This window comes from Gemmatimonadales bacterium (assembly GCA_019637315.1).
Classification (GTDB): domain Bacteria; phylum Gemmatimonadota; class Gemmatimonadetes; order Gemmatimonadales; family GWC2-71-9; genus SHZU01.
The window spans coordinates 1-19,799 of record JAHBVU010000008.1 but is presented as its reverse complement, the minus strand read 5'-3'; the positions used below and the strand labels follow the sequence as shown (position 1 = coordinate 19,799).

The following is a 19,799-nucleotide window of genomic DNA, read 5'->3' as shown; positions in this document are numbered from 1 at the left end:
CCGGACGCTCGTCCTCGAAGAGGGGCTGACCTGGCAGGTGCACCAGCCAGGCCTGGCGAGCGTCTCTCGAGTAGCAGCTGCACGCAACGGATCGAGGACTCGATGGCCAAACTCTCTCGTTCGATCAAGCAAACCGCTCGGCGTGTCCGGGACGACGCTGGTGGTCTCGCCGCCTCTGCCCTGATTGCCGGCGCCAAGGCTGGCCTCGCGGCGGCCGGTGTCGCGATCGTCGTGGATCTGAACCGCAACGTCCAACGACTCGCGCTCGGATCACGCTGGTCTCGCGGCGCCAAGCTGGCTGGCGTAGTCCTGATATCGACGCTCGCTGGCCTTGCCGTGGCCGAGATTCGAGATCGGGCCCGTCAGGGGTGATTTGAACTCAACGCCTAACGAACCCGGGCGGGCGCGATGCGGCGAGTGTGGTCGAGGCGAATCACATGCAGGTTGAGGCCGCGACCGATTCTGAACCCGAATTGTCCCTCGGGCGAAAGCTGCGATCGACCCACCGCGCCCACCCGTGCCCGGTTGACGGAAAATCGAAGACTGTCCCCCTCGGCGTCGACCGTCAGCAGGATCCGCTGTGAGTCCTTGCCCGGGTGAGGCGCCAGGCTGTCGATCCGGCGATAGGGAACCAGCAGCTCTTCCTTCGGACCGAGCCGCTGGATCACGCCAGCCGTTCCATCTCGTTTGACGACCAGGGCCAGCCAAGCCGCGCGAGCAGGATCATCGAGGTCGTTGCCGGCAATGAAGAGACCGACGGGCTGATCGGAGGGGTCCGGAAACAGGAACAGGTCCGTTTCGATCTGAAAGCGACCGGTGGCCGCGATTGCCGGATCGAACAGAATCATTCCGGGGCCGCTGGTGATGTGCCAGCCTGGCGGCATCCGCGTGAAGTTCCAGGCCTCCCCGAGGTTCGGCTCGACTCCCGGAGGTACGAACCGGCCGGGTGAGTCGGTTATCGCCCGCCAGCCAGGGGGCAGTGAAGGTTCCTGCGCATCGATCGCTGCCGGGCCGGCGACGCCGAGCAGGAAGCTCCAGGTGAGCAGGGCACCTCGACAACGGGTTCGGCGCATGGTCAGGCCGCCTCGGTCCGATGTCCGTACTTCTGGGTCGCGTAACCGACGATGATGCCAAGAATGCTGCCCGGCAGGATGATCTCGAGGTAGTAGAGACCACCGCCGAGGTAGGCGACCAGCCAGGCCAGCGCGGCCCCGATCGTCAATCCGAAAAGGATCCCTGCCGGTAGAGAATCGACCTTCTTGGCAAACCAGCCGATCAGGACGCCGGCGAGTAAGCCCTTGAAGGTCGACCCGATCACGATCCCAACGATGTCGGGTGCGGTCTCGGGTGCCGAGACCAGTGCAGACAGCCCATCGAACACGCCCAGGATTCCGCCCAACAGCAAGCCCACCACCGGCTTCTTCATCGCGACCGCTCCGTGAAAGAGTAGGGACCTCTGCTGTTCTATTACGGTTTCCCGGTGAATCCTTTAGCGGGGCCAGAGGGCGATCAGGATCCGCATCAGGAGGTACGCCAGGACGAGTAGAATCGGGGTTCGGTAGCGAACCACCCAGCGCCCCACCCGGTCCAGGAGGCCTTCCCGGTACGCGGCTACGGCTCCGCCTGCCCTGAAACGTGCGATCTCGTCCGACACGGCGCCAGCGTCCGGGTACCGGTCGAGCGGGTCGGAGGCCAGGCAGCGTCGGGCGATGGCGGCCAGTCGCCGGGGCCACCCCGATCGCCCGCGGGATTCGGATGCGTCGCGGTCGTCGGGATGGTCTGCCATCAGGTACACGAGCAGGCGACCCAGCGCGTAGACATCGGCGGTTCGATCCGCGGTCGCCGCGCTCCCGGCGGCCTGCTCCGGCGCCATGAACCCCGGGGTGCCGAGCACGGTACTCGGGTCCGTGGCTCGCTCGGCGTCGGGGGCAGGATCGGTCGTGGCGAGCAGCCTGGCCACGCCCCAATCGAGCACCAGCACCTCCCCAAAGCTCCCGACCATGATGTTCTCGGGCTTGAGGTCGCGATGCACGATACCTCGCTGGTGCGCAAAGCCGACCGCCTGAGCCACCCGTTCGAGAATGCCAAGCTTGCGGTCGAGTTCCATCGCCTCGGTGCCGGCGCGATCGAGGGTCACGCCCTCGACCCGCTTCATCACGTAGAACGGCCGACCATCCGGAAGCACGCCGGCATCATGAATCGGGACGATTCCCGGGTGCTCGAGACGCGCGAGTACCCGCCCCTCGGTACGCAGCCGCTCGATCAATGCCGCGCTGCCCGGTCCGGTCGGGCCTCGGGCAACCTTGATGGCGACCTCCCGTTCGAGCAGTTGGTCCGTGCCGCGGTAGACCACGCCCATACCGCCCTGGCCCAGCACCTCATGCAGCGTGTAGCGTCCGACCCCATCCTGCCCGGCAAGCACCGCACCGAGGCGCGCAACCGCGGCGTCCGACAGCGGGTTCATGGCGCCTCGATTCCGAGGATCTGCGCTGCGTCGACCCGGAACTCCTCCTCGGTGACGGCCAGTTCCCGCAGGTCATCGAGTACGATCTCGCGAAAGCGGCGTCGCGCGGCATGGAGCTGGTTGGTAACCGTCGATTCCGACAACCCGAACTCCGCCGCGAGTGATGCGTAGCTGGCATCGGCCGCCGAGTCGAGATCGTAGCGATCGAAGAGGGCGAAGGTGACGTGCTTGCCGCGGCCCTCGAGTTCCCGCTGCAAGCGGTCGACCGACCGGGTGAACAGGTTGCGCACGAACTCCTGGTGAAACCGTACGTCCTGATCGATCGGGTCGGCCGGATCGGGATGCTCGTTGCCCGCCTCGAGCGAGGTGAGGATAGTTTCGCCGCCCCGTTTCAGAGTGCGCTCGGCCGCGGCCTGGCGCAACACGAAGCGATCGACACAGAGTCGGAGAAAGGTGCGAAACCGGGCTCGCTCGGGGTCGTAACTCGAGAAGAAGGACTTGATCCAGGCCGCCCCGAAAAAGCTCTGGGTCAGGTCGTCGGCGGCATCGGGATCCCGTCGATGGGCGAGGCGAATGTAGGTGGAGATGGGCTGCCAGTATCCGGCGGTCAGCACCCGGAAGGCTTCGGAACGATCGGCGTCGTTCCCGTCGCGGAGTCGCACGAGAATCGAGCGTCGCGTCATCGGAAAGCGCGCAGGTGCGTTCCGCGGAGGGCCGGCCATCAGGGCTGAGTTTACCGGGTGGTGCGGGCGGGCGGAAGGGTTCTCCCCCGAGAAGAGTGTCCGCGCGGTCAGGTCGCCGATCGCCGAACGATCTCGACGATGGCGGTACCGAACCTGGCCGCCTTGGACGGCCCGATGCCATAGATCCCTTCCAGCGCCGCTCGCGATACCGGGCGTTCCACCGCGATGTCCCGCAGGGTCCGGTCGCTGGCGACGACATAGGGCGGGACCGCGGCCTGGCGCGCCTCGTCCCTGCGCCAGGCGCGCAATGCCTCGAACAGTTCGGCGTCGTTGCCGTCGAGCTCCTGGTCGGTCGGGACACTCCGTCGCCCGCGCTCGGTGCGCTGTGCCCGCGGTTGTCGTGCCTCGGACGGCAGCAGCAGCCGGACCGGGCCCTCCCCAAACAGGACCGTCTTGCCACTCCGGGTCAGCAGGATCAAGGGGCGCTCTCCGGTCGTGAAGTCGATCCAGCCGGCCGAGGCGCAGCGGCGCAGCAGGGAGAGGATCCATGCCTCACTTCGGCCGGCCAGCGCACCCATCGTCTTCGTCTCGGCCAGGCCGGAGCGTTGGAGCCGCGGATCGCTCTGCCCGCCCAGCAGCTTGACCGCCGCTTGCAGCCCGAATCGGTTGTGGCATCGCGCGGCAGCCGACAGGGCTTTGCGCACGATGGTCGCGGTCTCGACAGGATCGATCACGGCGGGCTGATCGAGCGCCGCGCACGTATCGCAGCGGCCGCAGCCGGAGAGCGTCTCGGCTTCGTCGCCGAAGTAGCGCAGGATGGCATCGTGCCGACAGCTCCCGCCATCGGCCCAGCGCATCAACTCCAGGAACAGCGACCAGCGGTGTTGCACTCGTGCCGGATCGGGCGCGACCCCGTCGGTGGGCATCTCGAGCAGCCGGCGGCGCAGCGGCAGGTCGGCCGGGCTGATGCAGAGGGCGCCGACGGCATCGGCACCGTCACGACCGGCCCGTCCCACTTCCTGGTAGTAGGCCTCGATGCTTCCGGGCGGGGCAAGGTGGATCACGGCGCGCACGTCGTGGCGGTCGATGCCCATTCCGAAGGCGTTGGTTGCGACGACGACATCGAGGGCGCCATCCCGAAACGCGGCTTGAGCGCCCGAACGTGATGGCCCGTCGAGCCCCGCATGGTACGCAGCAACCGACCATCCCTTGCTCTGCAGTCTGTCCCGCTCCCCCTCCGTTCTGCGGCGAGTCGGGGCATAGACAATCGCGGTGCCTCGTCCGGCGCCGGGGGATCCGATCGATTCCTGCAACACGGCGTCGACGGCGTGTTGCGCGTCGTTGGCAGAGCGGACCTCGAGCACCCGGAGCGCCAGGTTGGGCCGCGCAAAGCCGCGAATCAGCTGCGGTGTGTCGTCGTCCAGCCCGAGTCGGGCCAGAATCTCGTCGCGGACGACCGGCGTGGCCGTGGCGGTGCAGGCGAGGATTCTGGCATCGCCTCGCTCGGCGACCAGGTCGCCCAGCTGCAAGTAGTCTGGCCGGAAATCATGGCCCCACTCAGAAATGCAGTGTGCTTCGTCGACCGCAATGAGCGGGCAGTCGAGATCACGGAGCAGACTGCGGAAGCCTGGAAAGGCGAGCCGCTCGGGGGCCAGGTAGACAACCGTCTGTTCGCCGCGCGCGATGCTGCGCATTCGGGTGCGCATCTCGTCGACCGGCAGTGTCGCCGCGAGGAAGGTGGCTGCCACGCCGCGCTCCATGAGCCCGGCAACCTGGTCTTGCATCAGGGACACGAGCGGGGAGACGACCAGCGTGGTGCCGTTGAGGAGCAGGGCCGGGACCTGATAGGTCAGACTCTTGCCCCCACCGGTTGGTGCGATCAGCAGCAGCCGACGGCGATCGAGTATGAGCTCGATCGCCTCGCGCTGCCCGGGACGGAAAGAGGTGTGGCCGAGTCGGCCGAGGGCGTCCTCGAGGGAGGTCAGCCGCGCGAGGTGTGCCACGCGGGTGTGGCGAGCAACTCGCGGATCAGGTCGTCGCTCGATCGCTCGGCGGCTTCGGCAGCAAAGTTGGTGACTACGCGATGCCGCAAGACATAAGGTGCGACGGCCTTGACGTCGTCGAGGTCGGCCATCGGGCGCCCCTCCATCGCGGCGCGTGCCTTCGCGCCGAGCACCAAGTATTGCGAGGCGCGCGGACCGGCGCCCCACTCGACGAATTCGCGCACGAATCCAGGGGCCTCGGCGTCTTTGGGCCTGGTCATTCGCGCCAGGGCTACCGCGGCCGAGATCAGACCCTTCGACACCGGGATCCGGCGGACGAGGTCCTGCATGGCGTGCAACTCGGCCGCATCGAGGACCGGCTTCACGACCGCTTTGCGGCCGCCGGTCGTCTGTTCGACGACCGCTTCCTCCTCGGCCCGGGTCGGGTAGCCGACGCGCAGCTCCAGCATGAACCGGTCGAGCTGGGCTTCGGGCAGCGGATAGGTGCCTTCCTGCTCGATCGGATTCTGGGTTGCAAGGACAAAAAACGGGTCCGGGAGCCCATAGGTCTTGCCGGCAGCCGTGACCTGATGCTCCTGCATGGCCTGCAGCAGCGCAGCTTGCGTCTTGGGCGGGGTCCGGTTGATCTCGTCGGCGAGTACCACGTGGGCGAAGATCGGGCCGGGAACGAAGCGAAACGCCCGACGTCCGGTGGCGGGGTCTTCTTCGATGATTTCCGTACCGGTGATGTCGCCCGGCATCAGGTCAGGCGTGAACTGGACCCGATTGAACGAGAGTTCGAGGGCCTCGGCGACGGTCTGCACCATCAACGTCTTGGCGAGTCCCGGGACACCGACCAGGAGGGCGTGGCCGCCGCCCAGGATGGCGGTCACGATGCCATCGACGACTTCATGCTGACCGACGATGCGTTGAGCGACCTGCTCCCGAAGGGAAACCATGGCTTGGGCCAGGCGGCGGAGTTGTTCTACGTCGTCGGCCGCGCTGCGTTGTTCGGAAACGGTCATGAATGCGCCAATCAGAGTGGGAATGTATCCCTCATCCTACGGGTCCCGGTAAGGAAACGTTGCGCCGCTGCGGCGGGCAAGGGGTTCGGGGCCGAAAGGGCCTTGCGCTGACAGTAGTCAACCCGAGGCGTTCCCATAGTACCGAATTGTCGCAACGCAGGTCCATTCTCGGCGTCCGGCGTGCTTTGGGCCGGCGGAGGCGGCTTCTCGCCTTCGGTCTCAGCGCCGTCGTTGCCGCGAAACGGGCCTGATTCGGCGATGATAGTCGGGCCAATCCTATGCGTAAGGCATTGATTTTGAATGGCTTACCATGCGAGTCGGTTTGCTTGCGAAATTTTTCACAAGCCGGTATCTTTGAGGCCTTATGCCAGACCCGAATCGCACCCGAGCATTCGGTGATGGGACGCAATACCTCGCGGCGGCTCTCCGGTTTGCTGGTGCGGTGGTGATGTTCCTGTTCGGTGGTCTGGCGCTCGATCGCTGGCTGCGCACGACTCCGCTCTTCACGATTGCGGGTGCCTTGATCGGCGCGGTGCTCGGTATGCTGAGTGTGTATCGGGAGTTCAAGCGGGATCCCGATCACCAGACCAAGCTCAAGTCGTGGTCCGACAAACAGCGGCCGTAGGCATCCTGTTGGCGTTGCTGGTTGCCGTGGGGTTTCGCTACGGCTTCGGGCCACAGGGCATGGTGGCCGGTGGCGTGTTCGGCGGGATCGCGGCGGTGCTTCAGACGGTGGCCACGGCCATTGCGGCACCCAAGCTGGGTACCGGTGACTACCATGGCTTGCTGATGCGCTGGGCGGTTGGGGCCGGGGTGCGGTTGCTGGGCGTGATCGCGATTCCGGTTGCGGTGTTGTATGACAGGGCAGTGTTTCCGCCGTTACCGGCGGCATTGGGATTCATCGCGGTCTTGGTACCGCTTCTGTTTCTGGAGATCCGGCGGTTTCGATGAGTGACACGCAAGGCGGCCCGATCAATATCGGCGAGATCGTGCTCCACCACACGTCCGACTCCTACTATCTCGACTTCGAGCCGCTCGGCACGATTTCGTGGGAGAAGTGGCCGGACCTGCATCTCGGCGGCTTCGCTATCAACCTGACCCCGACCAAGCACGTGGTCTTTATGATCCTGGCCGCCGTGCTGGTGCTGCTGGTGATGTGGGTTACCAAGCGCGGGCTGATCGCGCAGCGAGCCGATCGCAAGGCACCGACGGGTTTCCCGGGCTTCGTCGAGCAGATCGTGCTCTGGGTTCGCGACGACATTGCGGTGGCCGCCATCGGCAAGGAGTCGGGCTATAAGTATGCTCCGTTCATCGTCGCCCTGTTCTTCTTCGTACTCTTCATGAACGTGCTTGGCCTGGTGCCGTGGGGCGCCACGGCGACCGGCAACCTGGCGGTGACGGCGGCGCTGGCGCTGATGGTTTTCGTCGTGATCGAGGTCGGCGGCTTCATCAAGCTTGGCCCGAAAGGGTACCTGGGCACCATCTTCCCGCATTTCGAGGGAGTCAGTGGGGTGGGCGGCGCGGTTCTGACGATCGCAATGGCGCCGATCGAGATTCTTTCCAAGTTCGTCAAGCCGTTCGCGATGGCGGTCCGTCTCTTCGGCAACATGACCGCCGGACACTTTGTGGTGCTGTCGCTGATCGGGATTGTGCTGTTCTTCGGCAGTTGGCTGATCGGTTTGCCCACCGCGGTTGTCGTGGCGCTGATCTATCTGCTGGAGTTGCTGGTGGCCATGCTGCAGGCCTATGTGTTTGCGCTGCTGGCGTCGACCTTCATTGGCTTGATGCAGCACGCGCACTGACGATGGTGCAGGACCCGGGAGCCGCTCGGCGCTGATGCGGTTCCCGGTGGTAGCCGGCCGTCTGGCCGGCGAGGCTCGCTGCCCCGGTGGGGCATCGGCGAGCGCCAGAGGATGGAACGCACGGGAGCGCGGATCCATCGGCTGGCAGGCGCGAACAACAATGTGAGACTCCCACGAATCGAACAGGAAAATGAACATGTTGAACATGCTCGCTCTGCTGCAGGATGTCGCCCTCTCTCCCGAGGCCGCGAAGAACAACCTCGGCCTGCTCGGCGCCGGTATCGGCATCGGTCTCGCCATCCTGGGCGCCGGACTCGGCCTGGGCAAGATCGGTGGCGCCATTGCTGACGGCATTGCCCGCCAGCCGGAAGCGGCCAAGGAGATCGCCAGCGGTCCGTTCATCATCGCGATCCTTCTGGAGGGTGCCACGATCATCGCGCTGGTCTTCGCCCTCCTGTTCAAGCTGCTCTAGTCGGTGAGTGCAATGACCCTCGGGATGCTCGCCATGCTGGCCGCCGACGGCGGCAGCGGCGGACCGTTTGCGGTCAACCCCGGTCTGATTCTTTGGACCTGGGTGATCTTTCTGATCTTCCTCTACTTTTTCCGGAAGACGTTCTGGGTGACGATCGTCAGCCGGGCCGAAGAGCGGGAAAAGACGATTGCGGCGCAGCTGTCCGAAGCCGAGCGTCTCAACGCGGAAGCCAAGGCGCTGCTTGCTGAGCAGCAGAAGGCCTCGGCGGACGCTCGGAACGCAGCCCAGACCCTGCTTGCCGAAGCGCGTTCGGCGGCCGAGAAGGAGCGGGCGCAGGGGTTCGAGAAGGCCAAGGAGGAGCAGGAGGCGATGCTCGAGCGGGCGCGACGGGAAATTGCCGTCGAGCGTGATCGAGCCCTGGCGGATCTGCGCCGTGAGGCCGTCGAACTGGCGCTCAGCGCCGCGGCCAAAGTCGTCGGGCAGCGTCTCGACGCCGAGTCCGATCGGAAGATTGTGCTCGACTATCTGGCGAAGGTGGAGCAGGCGCACTGATGGCCGGCTCGATCGTCGCCCAGAACTACGCCGAGGCGTTGTTCGAACTGGCCAGCCGAAGCGGCCAGCTCGAACGGTATGGGGCGCTGATCGACGCCGTGGCACGGGCGTTTGCGTCGGCGCCCGAGTTGCAGACGGTGCTGGTGAGCCCGCGGGTGGCCAAGTCGCTCAAGCGCGACCTGGTTGGCCGGGCGATTGCTGCCGCGGGGGCGCCGGTGGAGTTCGTCCGATATCTCCAAGCCGTCGTGACGCGCGGCCGTCAGGCCGAGCTGGCTGGGATCGCCAGGCAGTATGGCGAGCTGGTGGATCAGCAGTTCAACCGGGTGCGCGCCTCGGTCACGATGGCGCGGACTCCGGATGCAGCGCTGGTTCAGTCCATTACCGAGACGCTCGGCAAAGTGCTGGGCAAGTCGGTCGTGGTCAGCGTCGGCCTCGATCCCGAGGTTCTGGGCGGAGCCGTCGTCAAGGTCGGTGACCGGGTCTACGACGGCTCGGTGCGTCGGAAGCTCACCCGCCTCAAGCGGGAACTGCTGGGCCAGTAGCGCCCACCGATTCAGCGTACTCGAGGGCGTCCGTCACGATCGTGGCGGACGCCCTCGTCGTTTCCTGGCGCCGCGCTGCCGCGACGCGCGCGCGCTCCCGTTTCGCGAATGCCGCACGCTGCGCATCGGTGTAGCCGGCGCCGTTCAGGGCAAGCCGCGCCTCGACGGCGGCCAGTCGTGAGGCCATGGTCGTCAGGTCGTGACGGCGCCAGACGCAGCGAACCCCGGCAGGTGAAAGGCGCATCCCGCGGGCGGTCAGGACCGAAGCAATTCTGGCCTGCCCATGAGCGGGAAAGGCGAGGGACAGCTCGACCACGGCGGCCTCGATTTCCGGGGCCACACGGTTCTTGAGCAGGGGCTTGCGTCGACTCTGATTCTGTAGAGCTGACTCTCCGCCTGCTGCGTAGAGTGCTTTGAATCGATAGAACGAATCGCGACTGAATCCCGCCATCCGACATGCCAGCGTGACGTTGCCGACTGCTTCCGCCAACGCGAGCAAGTCCACCTTTTCACGTACCCGGTTCGTTTGCATTGCCGTCCTGCGCTGAACGATCGTGGTGTGGCGCCGCCCGTCAGATCGACTCAAGCCTCCGCGGCGCGTCAGGGCGAGTCGTAGCGAGTGCTCGGGCGTTAGGCGCTACCAATCGCTTGGTTGGTAGCCCAATGAAACCTTGTCGACTCAATCGACGTCCCGATAAGAAGCAATACGAACGAACGTCGGTATTCAGTTTCACCGTATCCTTCGACTGTCGAGGACGACATGCGTGTTCCTGTCATTTCACGGGCCCGCCTCTCTGCGTGGACGCTTGCAGTGGCTGCGAGCGCCGCGCTGGCTGGTCCATTGCTGGCTCAAGCCGGGACGATATCCGGCACGGTCACCGATCAAGCGACCGGCCGGCCGATTCCCGGGGCCAGAATTCAGGCTACTACTCAGCAGGTGTTTGCGATCACGAATCAGCAGGGCCAGTACACGCTTCGAGGTCTGACCGCCGGAGCCCACACGTTGCGGACGTTCATGCTGGGCTACGCGTCGGAGACGCGGAGCGTGACGGCCGGGCCTGGCGCGGAAACAATCGACTGGGCCTTGCGATCGGTGCCTTTTCAACTTGAAGAGATCGTGACTACGGCCACGGGTGATCAGCAATCGCGAGAGCTCGGTAACTCGGTGTCGAAAATTCAGGCCGGACAGCTGGTCGAGACCGCCCCGACCACCAACATGGCGCAGGTCTTGAGCGGCCGCGTGGCCGGAGTCAGCGTGCTTCAGAGCGCCGGGACGAGCGGCACCGGAGCACGGATTCGCGTGCGGGGTTTGAGCTCGGTGTCGCTTTCCAACGACCCTTTGCTCTATATCGACGGAGTCCGGGTAGCATCCGACGCACCTGCCGGCGCCTTCGTCGGCGGCGCAAGCGTTTCGAAACTCAACAATCTGAATCCCGAGGAGATCGAGAGTATAGAAATCGTCAAGGGTCCGTCAGCAGCGACGCTGTACGGTACCCAGGCGGCGAACGGTGTCATTCGTGTCACCACGAAACGCGGACGGGCCGGCGGCTCGCAGTGGAACGCCTGGCTGGAAGGTGGGATGCTGAAGGATGGCTACACCTATCCCAAGGTGTACTTCAACGCGTCAGCCGAGAACCCAAACAGCGACTGCCTGACCTATATGGCGGCGGCAGGTACTTGCACCATTGCCAACCGGTACGAACTCGACCTGCTCAACGATCCACGGACGACGCCGTTTGCGACCGGGTTCCGGCAGCAGGTCGGCGCAAGTCTCTCGGGCGGCTCGGATCTGATCCGGTACTTCGTCTCGGCTGAAGGGGAATCTGAGACGGGCGTGCTCAAGCTGGGCGATGCGGAAGGAGACTACGCCGCGACCCTTCGCGGTCTCGCCAGCCGCGCCGAGCTTCCGCGCGAACAGGTCCGTCCGAACCATTTCAATAAGTACAACTTTCGCGTCAACCTGAACGCCGCGCCGCGCAGCAACCTGGACGTTTCGCTGTCGACGGGATACGTCATCAACAACATTCGTTTGCCGCAGACGGGCGACAACTTCTCTTCGCTGATTTCGTCCCCGATCTTCGGGTCTGCGAATCCAAACATCGTCGCGATCACGGGGGGCTATGGCTTCTCCCGGCCGGCACACTCGATCGGAGAAGTCAGCTGGCGCAAGAACGACCATTTCATCAACGCCGCAACCGTCAACTGGCGGCCGTTCTCGTGGCTTTCGACGCGCGGAACGTTCGGCATCGACTACCTGAACTATGTCGATGAGCAAAACATCCTTCGTGGACAGGGGTGCCTGACCTGCACCACGGAGAACCAGGGCAAGCGGATGTTCAACCGCTACATCGACACCAAGTACACCGTCGATCTGAATGCCACGGCCCAGACGCAACTGACGTCGCGGATTGGCTCCAAGACGGCCGTCGGTGCTCAGTTCAACCGGGACAAGCTGTTTGCGGTTCTTGCGCAGGCCGACATTCTGCCGCCCGGCGTGATCTCGCTTTCGGCAGGCGCACAGCAGACCCTGACCGAGGCTACGACGGACGTGATCACGCTGGGGACCTACGTCGAGCAGCAGCTGAGTTTCGACAATCGGCTCTATCTCACCGGTGCGTTACGGGTCGACGACAACAGCGCCTTCGGATCGGCCGCGCGTTCTGCGTACTATCCCAAGGTCTCTGCCTCGATCGTCGCGATCGACGGGGCCGATGGTCCGATCAACAGCCTGCGTTTCCGGGGTGCCTTCGGCGCCACCGGGCAGTCGCCGCGGCCGCTCGATGCGCTGACGTATCAGAGTCCGGTAACGGCGACGATCTTTGGCCAGGCATCCGTGCCGGCCGTTACCCTGGGCGGTCTCGGCGATCCCAATCTAAAACCGGAGCGGTCGCGGGAAATCGAAGCCGGTTTCGATCTCGCTCTGCTGGGCAGCCGCCTTGGTCTCGAAGTCACGTTCTACGACAAGCGAACGTCCGATGCACTCGTCCTCCGCCAGCAGCCGTACTCCCTTGGCGGTGTGGCCACCCGACTCGAGAATGTGGGTGTCGTCAGCAATCGGGGCATCGAGATCTCGGTCAATACCCGGCTGATCGACGGGCGCGACCTGGCCTGGGACCTTCAGCTCGAAGCAGCAGGCAACCGGAACCGGTTGGTGCGTCTGGCCGATGGCGTGCCTCCAATCGCGGGTTTCGGATTCCAGAACATTCCCGACTATCCGATGTTCGGGCTCTGGTGGCCCGGCCTGGTCGGGTTTGCGGACGCCAACGGTGACGGCGCCATCAGTCCTGACGAAGTCGAAGTGACCTCGGAGGCCGTTTTCCACGGCTCAACGGTGCCGACCCGGAACCTGGCGGCCAACACCAGCCTTGCGCTCTTCAACAACCGCGTCAGGGTCGGTGCGCAGGTCGACTATCGGGGCGGCTACGTCACCCACAACGTCAACGACATGTTCATGTGCGCGTTCCAGGTCAACTGCCGGGCCTTGCACGACCCGACTGCGTCGCTGGAAGAACAGGCGGCTGCCATTGCCGGTCCGATGGCCTTTGGTGCGTACGCGCAGAACGCAGAGCATGTCCGGCTGCGGGAGGCGTCGATCACCTACACCCTCTCCAACACGCTGGCGCGTTCCTTGGGCGCCAAGACGGCGAATCTGACGCTGACCGGTCGAAATCTCTGGCTCAAGACCTTTGGGTTCACGAGCTGGGATCCCGAAAACGTGACTGGCTCTGCCGATGCGGCGAACTACAACTTCTCGGCCCAGCGTCAGCCGGTCGTCGGCATGCTGCGCGTCAACCTGACCTTCTGATGAGGCCGGTACTCATGCAACGATCTTTCCTGTACCTGAATCTGCCCAGTGTGCGGCACACGATGGGTGTCCTGCTGCTTGCGGGCCTCGCAGGCTGCTCCAAGAGCGACATCCTGACGCCCGACACGCCGGACGTCATTACACCGGAACAGCTGGCAACCCCCGAGGGCCTTGCCGCCGTTCACGCCGGTGCAATCTCCGACCTCGTCGCGGCATCGACCGGCGTCAACGGGGTGGTCATCTACGCCGGCTTGTTTACCGATGAGCTGATGCACGCAAGTACTCCACCGGCGGTGCGCGAATGGGACCTCCGCAATGTGGTGGCGACCAACGCCGTGCTCGCGGCCGGGAACACCGTTGCCACCCCTGCGGGCGGCCCGTTCCTCGGAATCCAGCGCGCTCGTGCCGCGCTCGAAATCGCTGCGTCCAAGCTGCCTCCTGGAGACGCGCGAACCGGTGAGCTGTACGCCCTGGCGGGGTTGAGCTACATCCTGCTTGGTGAGCTCTGGTGCTCGGGGACTCCCATCTCGGAGCGCGAACCGAGCGTCGTTCTGGGCTCTCCGCTCAGTACGACGGAACTGTTCGATCGCAGCCTGGCGCACCTCACCAGTGCCGGAGCCAACAGCGGCGGCGACAGCCGGATCCAGCAGCTGACTGCGGTACTGCGCGGCCGCGCCCTGCTCAATCTCGGCCAGTACGCAGCCGCCGCAACCGCCGTTGCGGCCGTGGCGACGGACTTCAGCTATGACTTCCTGCACGGGAGCCCGCCATCGCGGCAGGGAAATCAGGTTCATCTCACGACCGATACGGATATTTACTCGGTCTCGGACCGCGAAGGCGTCAACGGGCTCAACTTTGCGACGGCAGCCGACCCTCGGGTGCCGGTGCGGTCGACCGGCCCATCGAGAAACGACGGTATCACGCCCATGTACGTCGCGCTCAAGTACCCAGCGATCAACTCGCCGGTGCCGATGGTAACCGGGATCGAGGCGCGGATGATCGAGGCGGAAGCCGCTCTGCAGGCAGGCGACCCGACGACCTGGCTTGCCAAGCACAATCTGGTACGGGCAACGGTCACCGGTCTCGCGCCGTTGACCGACCCCGGCACCGCGACAGGTCGAGTCGACCTCCACTTTCGAGAGCGGGCTTTCTGGTTCTACCTGACGGCCCACCGCCTCGGCGACTTGCGGCGCTTGGTGCGGCAGTACGGGCGGGCTATCGAAAGCGTCTATCCGACTGGCGCGTACCACAAGCAGGGACTTACCCGAGGCACGCAGGCCACGCTCCGGGTGCCGCAAGTGGAGCAAAACAATCCGAACTACGATCCGGCGGCATGTCTCGTGACGCAGGCGTAGTCCGCCGGTATCTTACCCGGATACCCCTTCGGCGGAGCGAGCCATGCGGTGGACCGTGGTAGTGATGACGTTGGCCCTGGCCGCGACCTCGGTCGCGGCTCAGGATGCCGACCGGAGCGTCAAGGACGGCGGGATCAAGGTCAGCGGCTGGAAAGGCCGAGTCGATCGGCGGCCGGCCTCACAGGGCAGAACGCTGGCCGACTCCCGCCTGGTTGCGGAAGGTGCCGGTGTGCGGCTGTCGGTCGGTCCGGCGGGGAACTTCTGGCGTGATGCGGATGTGGCCCGGGGCAACTACGAGGTCAAAGCAACCTTCAAAGAGCATAAGATGGCTGCTGCGCATCCGCACTCGTACGGCATCTTCATCGGCGGTGCCGATCTCGAATCGGACGCGGAAACGCTGATGTATTGCATTGCCTACGGAAATGGCACCTACTCCATCAAGACGTTCCACGGCGCCAACGTCATCACGCTGGTCGATCGGGCGGCGTCGGACGCACTGCAGAAGGCCGATGCCAACGGCGAGGCCACCAACGAGATCGGGTGGCGGGTCAAGGACGGCAAGGCGTCGTGTGTCATCAACGGTACCGAGGTCAAGACGTTCGACCGCAGCGAGGTAATCGCGGCCGACAAGCTCAAGTCACTCGACGGCGGATATGGCATCCGGGTGAGCCACAACCTGGAACTCAGTGTGTCGGCGCTTCGGGTAACCAAGCTCTAGCGTCGACAGCGACCGCAGGTGAACTCGGCGGGGCAGATCGCAGCGGATCTGTCCCGCCGAGCGCATTTCGGCTACCGCGGGCACCCGTTGGGGCGCGTCGTGTAGACCCCGCCTTCGAGGAACCAAGTGCCTTGATGGCGCACCAGGTGAAAGGCATCGTAGCCGCAATGGCTCAGTCGTCCGCCGATCAGAAACCGGTACGGCGCCCAGACCAGGGCGATATTGCCATCGACGCGGACCACGACATCGTGGAGTTGCTCGTCGAGCACCTCGGTGGCACGGTTCAGAATCTGAACATCCGTGGTTGCCGGGCGGCGTCGGATCGCAACATCTTGGTCGCTGTAGCCGGCGGTGACCCATTGGGCGCGGGGCGAGAAGAGCCTGACCAGGCCCGCCGTGTCGCGAGTGCGTAATGCAGCCGTGAATCCATCGACGACGGCCATCACCGCCCGTCGTTCATCCGGGCTGGGCTCGGGCAGCGGAAGCGGTTTCGCCGCGGTCGCGCGGATGGTCGGGCAGCCGTCAGGGCGCACGGTATAGATTGCCCCGGCAATCTGCCAGCGGCCGCCGTCGCGAACGAGATTGAAGGCGTCGTAGCCACAGTGCGACAGCCGCTCGCCGGTGTGGAACTCGTAGGGTGCCCATATCGAGGCGATGTCGCCGTCCTGCCAGACCTCCGCGGCGAGCAGCCACTCGCGCGGGCCTGGCAGGGGGCCCTCGGCGATCCGGCGGATGGTGGACGAGGTAAGCCCCCCGGACACGACGGCCGCATCGCCAGTGTAGCGCACGGCGACCATGGTCGAGCCGGGGTGGTTGGCGGACTCCATCATCGCGCTGTCGCGGGCGCGCATGCCGTTGAAGAAGCGGTCAACGGCCTCGAGGATGGCGTCGCGATCGGGAGCTTGCTGAGCCCGGGTTGGCGCGGGCGCGAGGCAGCCCAGCAGGGTGAGGCAGAGGATTGGCGTGCGCATGATCACCAAAGTACTACGGGTTCAAGGCAAGGTATACGACCGCAGGGGGCGATGATGGGGACACGGATCGAAGGGCATGTGATCATCACGGGTGCCGCAGGTGGTCTGGGCGAGGCGGTGCTCGACGCGCTCGTCAGCGCGGGTGCGACCTGCCATGTACCCGTTCGCGGCGCGGTGCCGTCGACCCTTGCGGGTCGGGCCGGCGTGGTGCCGATCGGGTCCGTCGATCTTGCGGATGAAGCGAGCGTCGAGCGGCTCTTTGCGGACCTGCCTCCGCTCGTGGCCTCGATTCACCTGGTCGGCGGCTACGAGGCCAAACCAATAGCGGAAACGACCCGCGAAGTGCTCGATCGTCAGCTGAGCATCAACCTGGTGACGACCTTCCTGTCGTGTCGCGAGGCGATCAAGGCGCTGCGGCGGTCAGGGGGCGGCCGGATCGTCAATGTCGGGGCTCGGGTGTCCGAGGTACCGATGGCCGGCTCGGCTGCGTACACGGCGGCCAAGGGGGCGGTTGCCGCGCTGACCCGGGCTCTGGCCGAAGAGGTGCGACAGGAGGGGATTCTCGTGAATGCCGTGGCCCCGTCGATCATCGATACCCCCGCCAACCGCGCTGCGATGCCGGCCGCGAACCACGACCGCTGGCCCAAGCCGGCCGAACTTGCTCAGGCGATTCTCTGGCTCGCGTCGACCGAGAACGCGCTCACCTCAGGCGCGATCGTTCCGGTGTACGGTCGTGCCTGACCCTCGGGTGGGTCGGTGTCGCGGTGGTTCGCTCGCTGGCGGATTTGAGCCTATCTTTGCGCGAACTCGAGTGCGCGAGGTGGTGAGTGCTTCAGTCGATCGCTGAACGGTTGGGTGGGATTCCGATTGCCGGCGTCGTGGCGCTGCTGGCGCTCGCGCTGGTCCAGGTCCCGCTCCAGATCTTTGCGCTGGTGGACCTGTTGCGCCGCCCGGCGGGGTTCGGCGGTCGCAAGTGGCTTTGGGCGCTGATCATCGTGCTCGCCGGTCTCATCGGTGCGATCGCCTACCTTGTTCGGGGACGGCGGGTTGAGGCTATGCCGGACGACGCGGGCGACGCCGGCGCCGCGGCTCGAGCTCGAGCGCTCGAACGGCTCTATGGTCGCGGCTCCGACCGGTGACCACCCCAGCGGCTGTCGAGATCCGCGACCTTGGTAAGCGGTTTCGCGAAACGGTGGCGCTCGACGCCGTCACGCTCGACGTACCGGCCGGCTCTGTCTTCGGCTTTCTCGGCCCTAATGGGGCTGGCAAAACCACCACCATTCGAATCCTGACCGGGTTGGCCCAGGCAACCCACGGCAGCGCGCGGGTCCTGGGTCGGGACGTCGGGTCCATTGATGACGGGGTGCGGAGCCGGATCGGGTTTCTGCCCGATGTGCCTGGCTTCTATGAGTGGATGACCGGCCGCGAGTTTCTGCGGTTTGCCGGCCGGTTGTTCGGCCTCGCTGGTGCGGAGTTGTCGGAGCGGGTCGAGGCGTTGCTGGAAATGGCGGGGCTGGCGTCGGTCACCACCAGGATCGGTGGCTACTCGCGAGGCATGAAGCAGCGGCTGGGCGTGGCGCAGGCGCTCATCAACGCGCCGGATCTGCTCTTTCTCGATGAGCCGACCAGCGCCCTCGACCCGATCGGTCGTCGTGAGGTGCTCGAGATGATCGCGTCGCTCCGGGGCCGGACCACGGTGTTTTTCTCGACGCACATCCTCGCGGATGTCGAGCGGGTCTGCGATACGGTTGCGATTCTCGATCGCGGGCGGGTCGTTGCCAGCGCGTCGGTGACCGAGCTCAAACAACGGGCCGGGGTCGATCGGGTCGCGGTCACGGTCGACCGCGATGCGGATGCGCTAGCTCGGCAGTTGGAGGGTGCGCCCTGGTTGGCGGAGGCCGATGTTGCGGGTGCCACGGTGCGGCTCACCGTTCGCGATCGGGACATGGCGGCGCGCGAGATTCCCCGGGTGGTGGCGTCGCTCGGCCTCGGGCTCCACCGGCTCGAAGCGGTGGAGGTGAGTCTGGAAGAGGTGTTCGTCAGTCTGGTGGGGCGGGGGGCGCCATGAGCGGGTTCGGAGCGTTCCTCGCGAAAGAGCGGCTGGAGATTGTGCGGACCTGGCGGATCTGGGTGATTCCCGGGATGCTGGTGTTTTTCGCGGTGACCAGCCCGATCATTGCGCTGGTGACGCCCGCGCTTCTGGGCTCGCTGGCCGGCAGCGAGCCCGGGATGGTGATTCAGATTCCGGATCCCACCGCGCTCGACGCCTATGGGCAGTTCCTCAAGAATCTCTCGCAGCTGGTGATCCTGGCAGTCGTGATCGCGGGGGCAGGCACCGTCTCGGCCGAGCGCTCGAGTGGAACAGCCATTCTGGTGCTCACCAAGCCGGTGTCGCGGGCTGCGTTCGTGCTGGCCAAACTGGCGTCGCACCTCGGGCTCCTGGTGGTCTCGACCGCGGTGGCTGCCCTCATCACGCTGGTGGTGACGCGGGCGCTCTTTCCGCCGATTCCCGCGATGCCATTGTTCGGGGCCGTGGCCCTGTGGTTGGTCCATGCGGCGCTCCTGGTGAGCGCCATGACCTTCTTCTCGGTGGTATTTCCGTCGCGCGGTGGGGCCGCTGGTGCGGGGCTGGCCTTCTTCTTTGGAACCCTGATTCTGGCGATCTGGCCGGCGGCTGCCCGTTACAGCTTCATCGGGTTGCCTGGGGGTGTCGGCGCGGTGGTGCGCTCGGCGCCGTACGCCGCGACCTGGCCGGTTGTCACTGGCGTCGTCGCCACCGTGGCGTTTGCGATTGCGGCCGTCTGGGCCTTCCGTCGCCAGGAGCTTTGACCGCTTGGATTGCCGCGCACAGGCCACGTCGTTTTCGATTCGAGAAGCGGCACCGCGGTCTGGGTCAGGTGACGGGTGCCCCCGGGGACGCGGGAGCGCAGCGTGCGCTCGGTCCGGCTGACGCTGGCAACGCAAGGTGCCATCGGGGACGCTGGAGCGCCGCTTCATTCGCAAGGCATACCAGCAGAGACGTAAGTACGAGAATGGAAACCGTTCTCATGGCTATGGATCTGGGCCCAAGGCGCTGGCTGCTTCTCCGATTCTCAGGGCTGCCACCACCGGGACGGCCTCCCCCGACACGAGTATCATGGAGTGATGTGCCTGGTGGTGGTCGGCCAGGCCTACGCGAATCGGGGGCTCGGCCAGCTCCGGGCACCGGGCCCCTCCCGAAAGACCCTCCGAATGACGATATTGATGTCAAGGAACTCCGCGCGGCCTGGGATCGGCTGAATCCGAGGACGCCGTTCTCGTCGTTACTGTCCGGCTTGGCATCGGGCGCCCAATGGCGTACCGGCGGGCCGGGGAGTCGTGCGGAGCCTGTTGAATCCCATGGCGTGTGCCGGATGGCCTGCCGAGCCCGGAAGAGTGGGCACCGCTGG

General features: G+C 65.7%; 22 protein-coding genes. 14 read left to right on the top strand and 8 right to left on the bottom strand.

All coding sequences use genetic code 11. The annotated features are described in order from the left end of the window. Positions 1 to 102 precede the first annotated feature (102 nt). Positions 103 to 372 carry a hypothetical protein gene (locus tag KF785_09095; protein MBX3146918.1) on the top strand — a complete coding sequence of 90 codons (270 nt, stop codon included), beginning with the start codon at positions 103 to 105 and terminating at the stop codon, positions 370 to 372. A gap of 14 nt (positions 373 to 386) precedes the next feature. Here the strand turns inward: KF785_09095 and KF785_09090 are convergent, their stop codons facing one another. The 6 genes from KF785_09090 to KF785_09065 all read right to left on the bottom strand — a co-directional run bounded on the left by KF785_09090 (position 387) and on the right by KF785_09065 (position 6,154). Further along, the gene (locus KF785_09090) at positions 387 to 1,073 is read right to left on the bottom strand and encodes a hypothetical protein (protein MBX3146917.1); all 687 of its coding nucleotides are present in this window, start codon (positions 1,071 to 1,073) and stop codon (positions 387 to 389) included. Positions 1,074 to 1,075: 2 nt separating this feature from the next. After that, a complete protein-coding gene (locus KF785_09085; GenBank protein MBX3146916.1) occupies positions 1,076 to 1,426 on the bottom strand; it encodes a hypothetical protein in 351 nt (116 codons plus the stop codon). A gap of 63 nt (positions 1,427 to 1,489) precedes the next feature. Further along, positions 1,490 to 2,464, bottom strand: coding sequence for a serine/threonine protein kinase (locus KF785_09080; GenBank protein ID MBX3146915.1), 975 nt, complete (start codon positions 2,462 to 2,464; stop codon positions 1,490 to 1,492). Continuing rightward, positions 2,461 to 3,147 carry a sigma-70 family RNA polymerase sigma factor gene (locus KF785_09075; protein ID MBX3146914.1) on the bottom strand — a complete coding sequence of 229 codons (687 nt, stop codon included), beginning with the start codon at positions 3,145 to 3,147 and terminating at the stop codon, positions 2,461 to 2,463. The genes KF785_09080 and KF785_09075 overlap by 4 nt, the downstream gene beginning before the upstream one ends. Before the next feature lie 107 nt (positions 3,148 to 3,254). After that, positions 3,255 to 5,150 carry a RecQ family ATP-dependent DNA helicase gene (locus tag KF785_09070; GenBank protein ID MBX3146913.1) on the bottom strand — a complete coding sequence of 632 codons (1,896 nt, stop codon included), beginning with the start codon at positions 5,148 to 5,150 and terminating at the stop codon, positions 3,255 to 3,257. Then, positions 5,129 to 6,154: a MoxR family ATPase gene (locus KF785_09065; protein ID MBX3146912.1), complete on the bottom strand. Its 1,026-nt coding sequence runs from the start codon at positions 6,152 to 6,154 to the stop codon at positions 5,129 to 5,131. Before KF785_09065 ends, KF785_09070 begins: the two co-directional genes overlap by 22 nt. 364 nt (positions 6,155 to 6,518) lie before the next feature. Here KF785_09065 and KF785_09060 point away from each other — a divergent pair, with 364 nt between their 5' ends. The 6 genes from KF785_09060 to atpH all read left to right on the top strand — a co-directional run bounded on the left by KF785_09060 (position 6,519) and on the right by atpH (position 9,522). Next, positions 6,519 to 6,779 carry an AtpZ/AtpI family protein gene (locus tag KF785_09060; GenBank protein MBX3146911.1) on the top strand — a complete coding sequence of 87 codons (261 nt, stop codon included), beginning with the start codon at positions 6,519 to 6,521 and terminating at the stop codon, positions 6,777 to 6,779. Continuing rightward, complete coding sequence (locus KF785_09055; protein MBX3146910.1) at positions 6,755 to 7,105, top strand: hypothetical protein; 351 nt, start codon at positions 6,755 to 6,757, stop codon at positions 7,103 to 7,105. Before KF785_09060 ends, KF785_09055 begins: the two co-directional genes overlap by 25 nt. Next, positions 7,102 to 7,956, top strand: a complete 855-nt coding sequence (gene atpB, locus KF785_09050) for a F0F1 ATP synthase subunit A (GenBank protein ID MBX3146909.1) — start codon at positions 7,102 to 7,104, stop codon at positions 7,954 to 7,956. The genes KF785_09055 and atpB overlap by 4 nt, the downstream gene beginning before the upstream one ends. A 196-nt stretch (positions 7,957 to 8,152) precedes the next feature. After that, positions 8,153 to 8,428: a hypothetical protein gene (locus tag KF785_09045; protein MBX3146908.1), complete on the top strand. Its 276-nt coding sequence runs from the start codon at positions 8,153 to 8,155 to the stop codon at positions 8,426 to 8,428. A 12-nt stretch (positions 8,429 to 8,440) separates the two neighbouring features. Continuing rightward, positions 8,441 to 8,980 (top strand): F0F1 ATP synthase subunit B, encoded by a 540-nt coding sequence (gene atpF / locus KF785_09040; GenBank protein ID MBX3146907.1) that lies wholly within the window; start codon positions 8,441 to 8,443, stop codon positions 8,978 to 8,980. Then, on the top strand, positions 8,980 to 9,522 hold the full coding sequence (atpH, locus tag KF785_09035; protein ID MBX3146906.1) for an ATP synthase F1 subunit delta: 543 nt from the start codon (positions 8,980 to 8,982) through the stop codon (positions 9,520 to 9,522). Before atpF ends, atpH begins: the two co-directional genes overlap by 1 nt. On the opposite strand, the gene KF785_09030 is transcribed toward atpH, so the two are convergent. Continuing rightward, entirely contained in the window at positions 9,497 to 10,054 is a 558-nt protein-coding gene (locus KF785_09030) for a helix-turn-helix domain-containing protein (protein ID MBX3146905.1), read from the bottom strand. The two genes, atpH and KF785_09030, sit on opposite strands and share 26 nt — an antisense overlap. Positions 10,055 to 10,282: 228 nt before the next feature. Here KF785_09030 and KF785_09025 point away from each other — a divergent pair, with 228 nt between their 5' ends. Genes KF785_09025 through KF785_09015 form a run of 3 tightly spaced genes read left to right on the top strand, consistent with a single transcriptional unit; the run spans position 10,283 to position 15,400 of the window. Further along, positions 10,283 to 13,327 carry a SusC/RagA family TonB-linked outer membrane protein gene (locus KF785_09025; protein ID MBX3146904.1) on the top strand — a complete coding sequence of 1,015 codons (3,045 nt, stop codon included), beginning with the start codon at positions 10,283 to 10,285 and terminating at the stop codon, positions 13,325 to 13,327. Between the two features lie 14 nt (positions 13,328 to 13,341). Further along, positions 13,342 to 14,682 (top strand): hypothetical protein, encoded by a 1,341-nt coding sequence (locus KF785_09020; GenBank protein ID MBX3146903.1) that lies wholly within the window; start codon positions 13,342 to 13,344, stop codon positions 14,680 to 14,682. Positions 14,683 to 14,725: 43 nt separating this feature from the next. Next, a complete protein-coding gene (locus KF785_09015; GenBank protein ID MBX3146902.1) occupies positions 14,726 to 15,400 on the top strand; it encodes a hypothetical protein in 675 nt (224 codons plus the stop codon). A gap of 71 nt (positions 15,401 to 15,471) precedes the next feature. Here the strand turns inward: KF785_09015 and KF785_09010 are convergent, their stop codons facing one another. Continuing rightward, positions 15,472 to 16,371, bottom strand: a complete 900-nt coding sequence (locus KF785_09010; protein MBX3146901.1) for a hypothetical protein — start codon at positions 16,369 to 16,371, stop codon at positions 15,472 to 15,474. A 51-nt stretch (positions 16,372 to 16,422) separates the two neighbouring features. On the opposite strand from KF785_09010, the gene KF785_09005 reads away from it, so the two are divergent. From KF785_09005 to KF785_08990, 4 genes are all read left to right on the top strand, one after another. Continuing rightward, a complete protein-coding gene (locus KF785_09005) occupies positions 16,423 to 17,112 on the top strand; it encodes an SDR family NAD(P)-dependent oxidoreductase (protein MBX3146900.1) in 690 nt (229 codons plus the stop codon). A gap of 86 nt (positions 17,113 to 17,198) precedes the next feature. Then, on the top strand, positions 17,199 to 17,510 hold the full coding sequence (locus tag KF785_09000) for a PLDc_N domain-containing protein (GenBank protein MBX3146899.1): 312 nt from the start codon (positions 17,199 to 17,201) through the stop codon (positions 17,508 to 17,510). Further along, a complete protein-coding gene (locus KF785_08995; protein ID MBX3146898.1) occupies positions 17,507 to 18,439 on the top strand; it encodes an ABC transporter ATP-binding protein in 933 nt (310 codons plus the stop codon). The genes KF785_09000 and KF785_08995 overlap by 4 nt, the downstream gene beginning before the upstream one ends. Next, positions 18,436 to 19,200 carry an ABC transporter permease gene (locus KF785_08990; GenBank protein MBX3146897.1) on the top strand — a complete coding sequence of 255 codons (765 nt, stop codon included), beginning with the start codon at positions 18,436 to 18,438 and terminating at the stop codon, positions 19,198 to 19,200. The genes KF785_08995 and KF785_08990 overlap by 4 nt, the downstream gene beginning before the upstream one ends. Positions 19,201 to 19,799 lie beyond the last annotated feature (599 nt).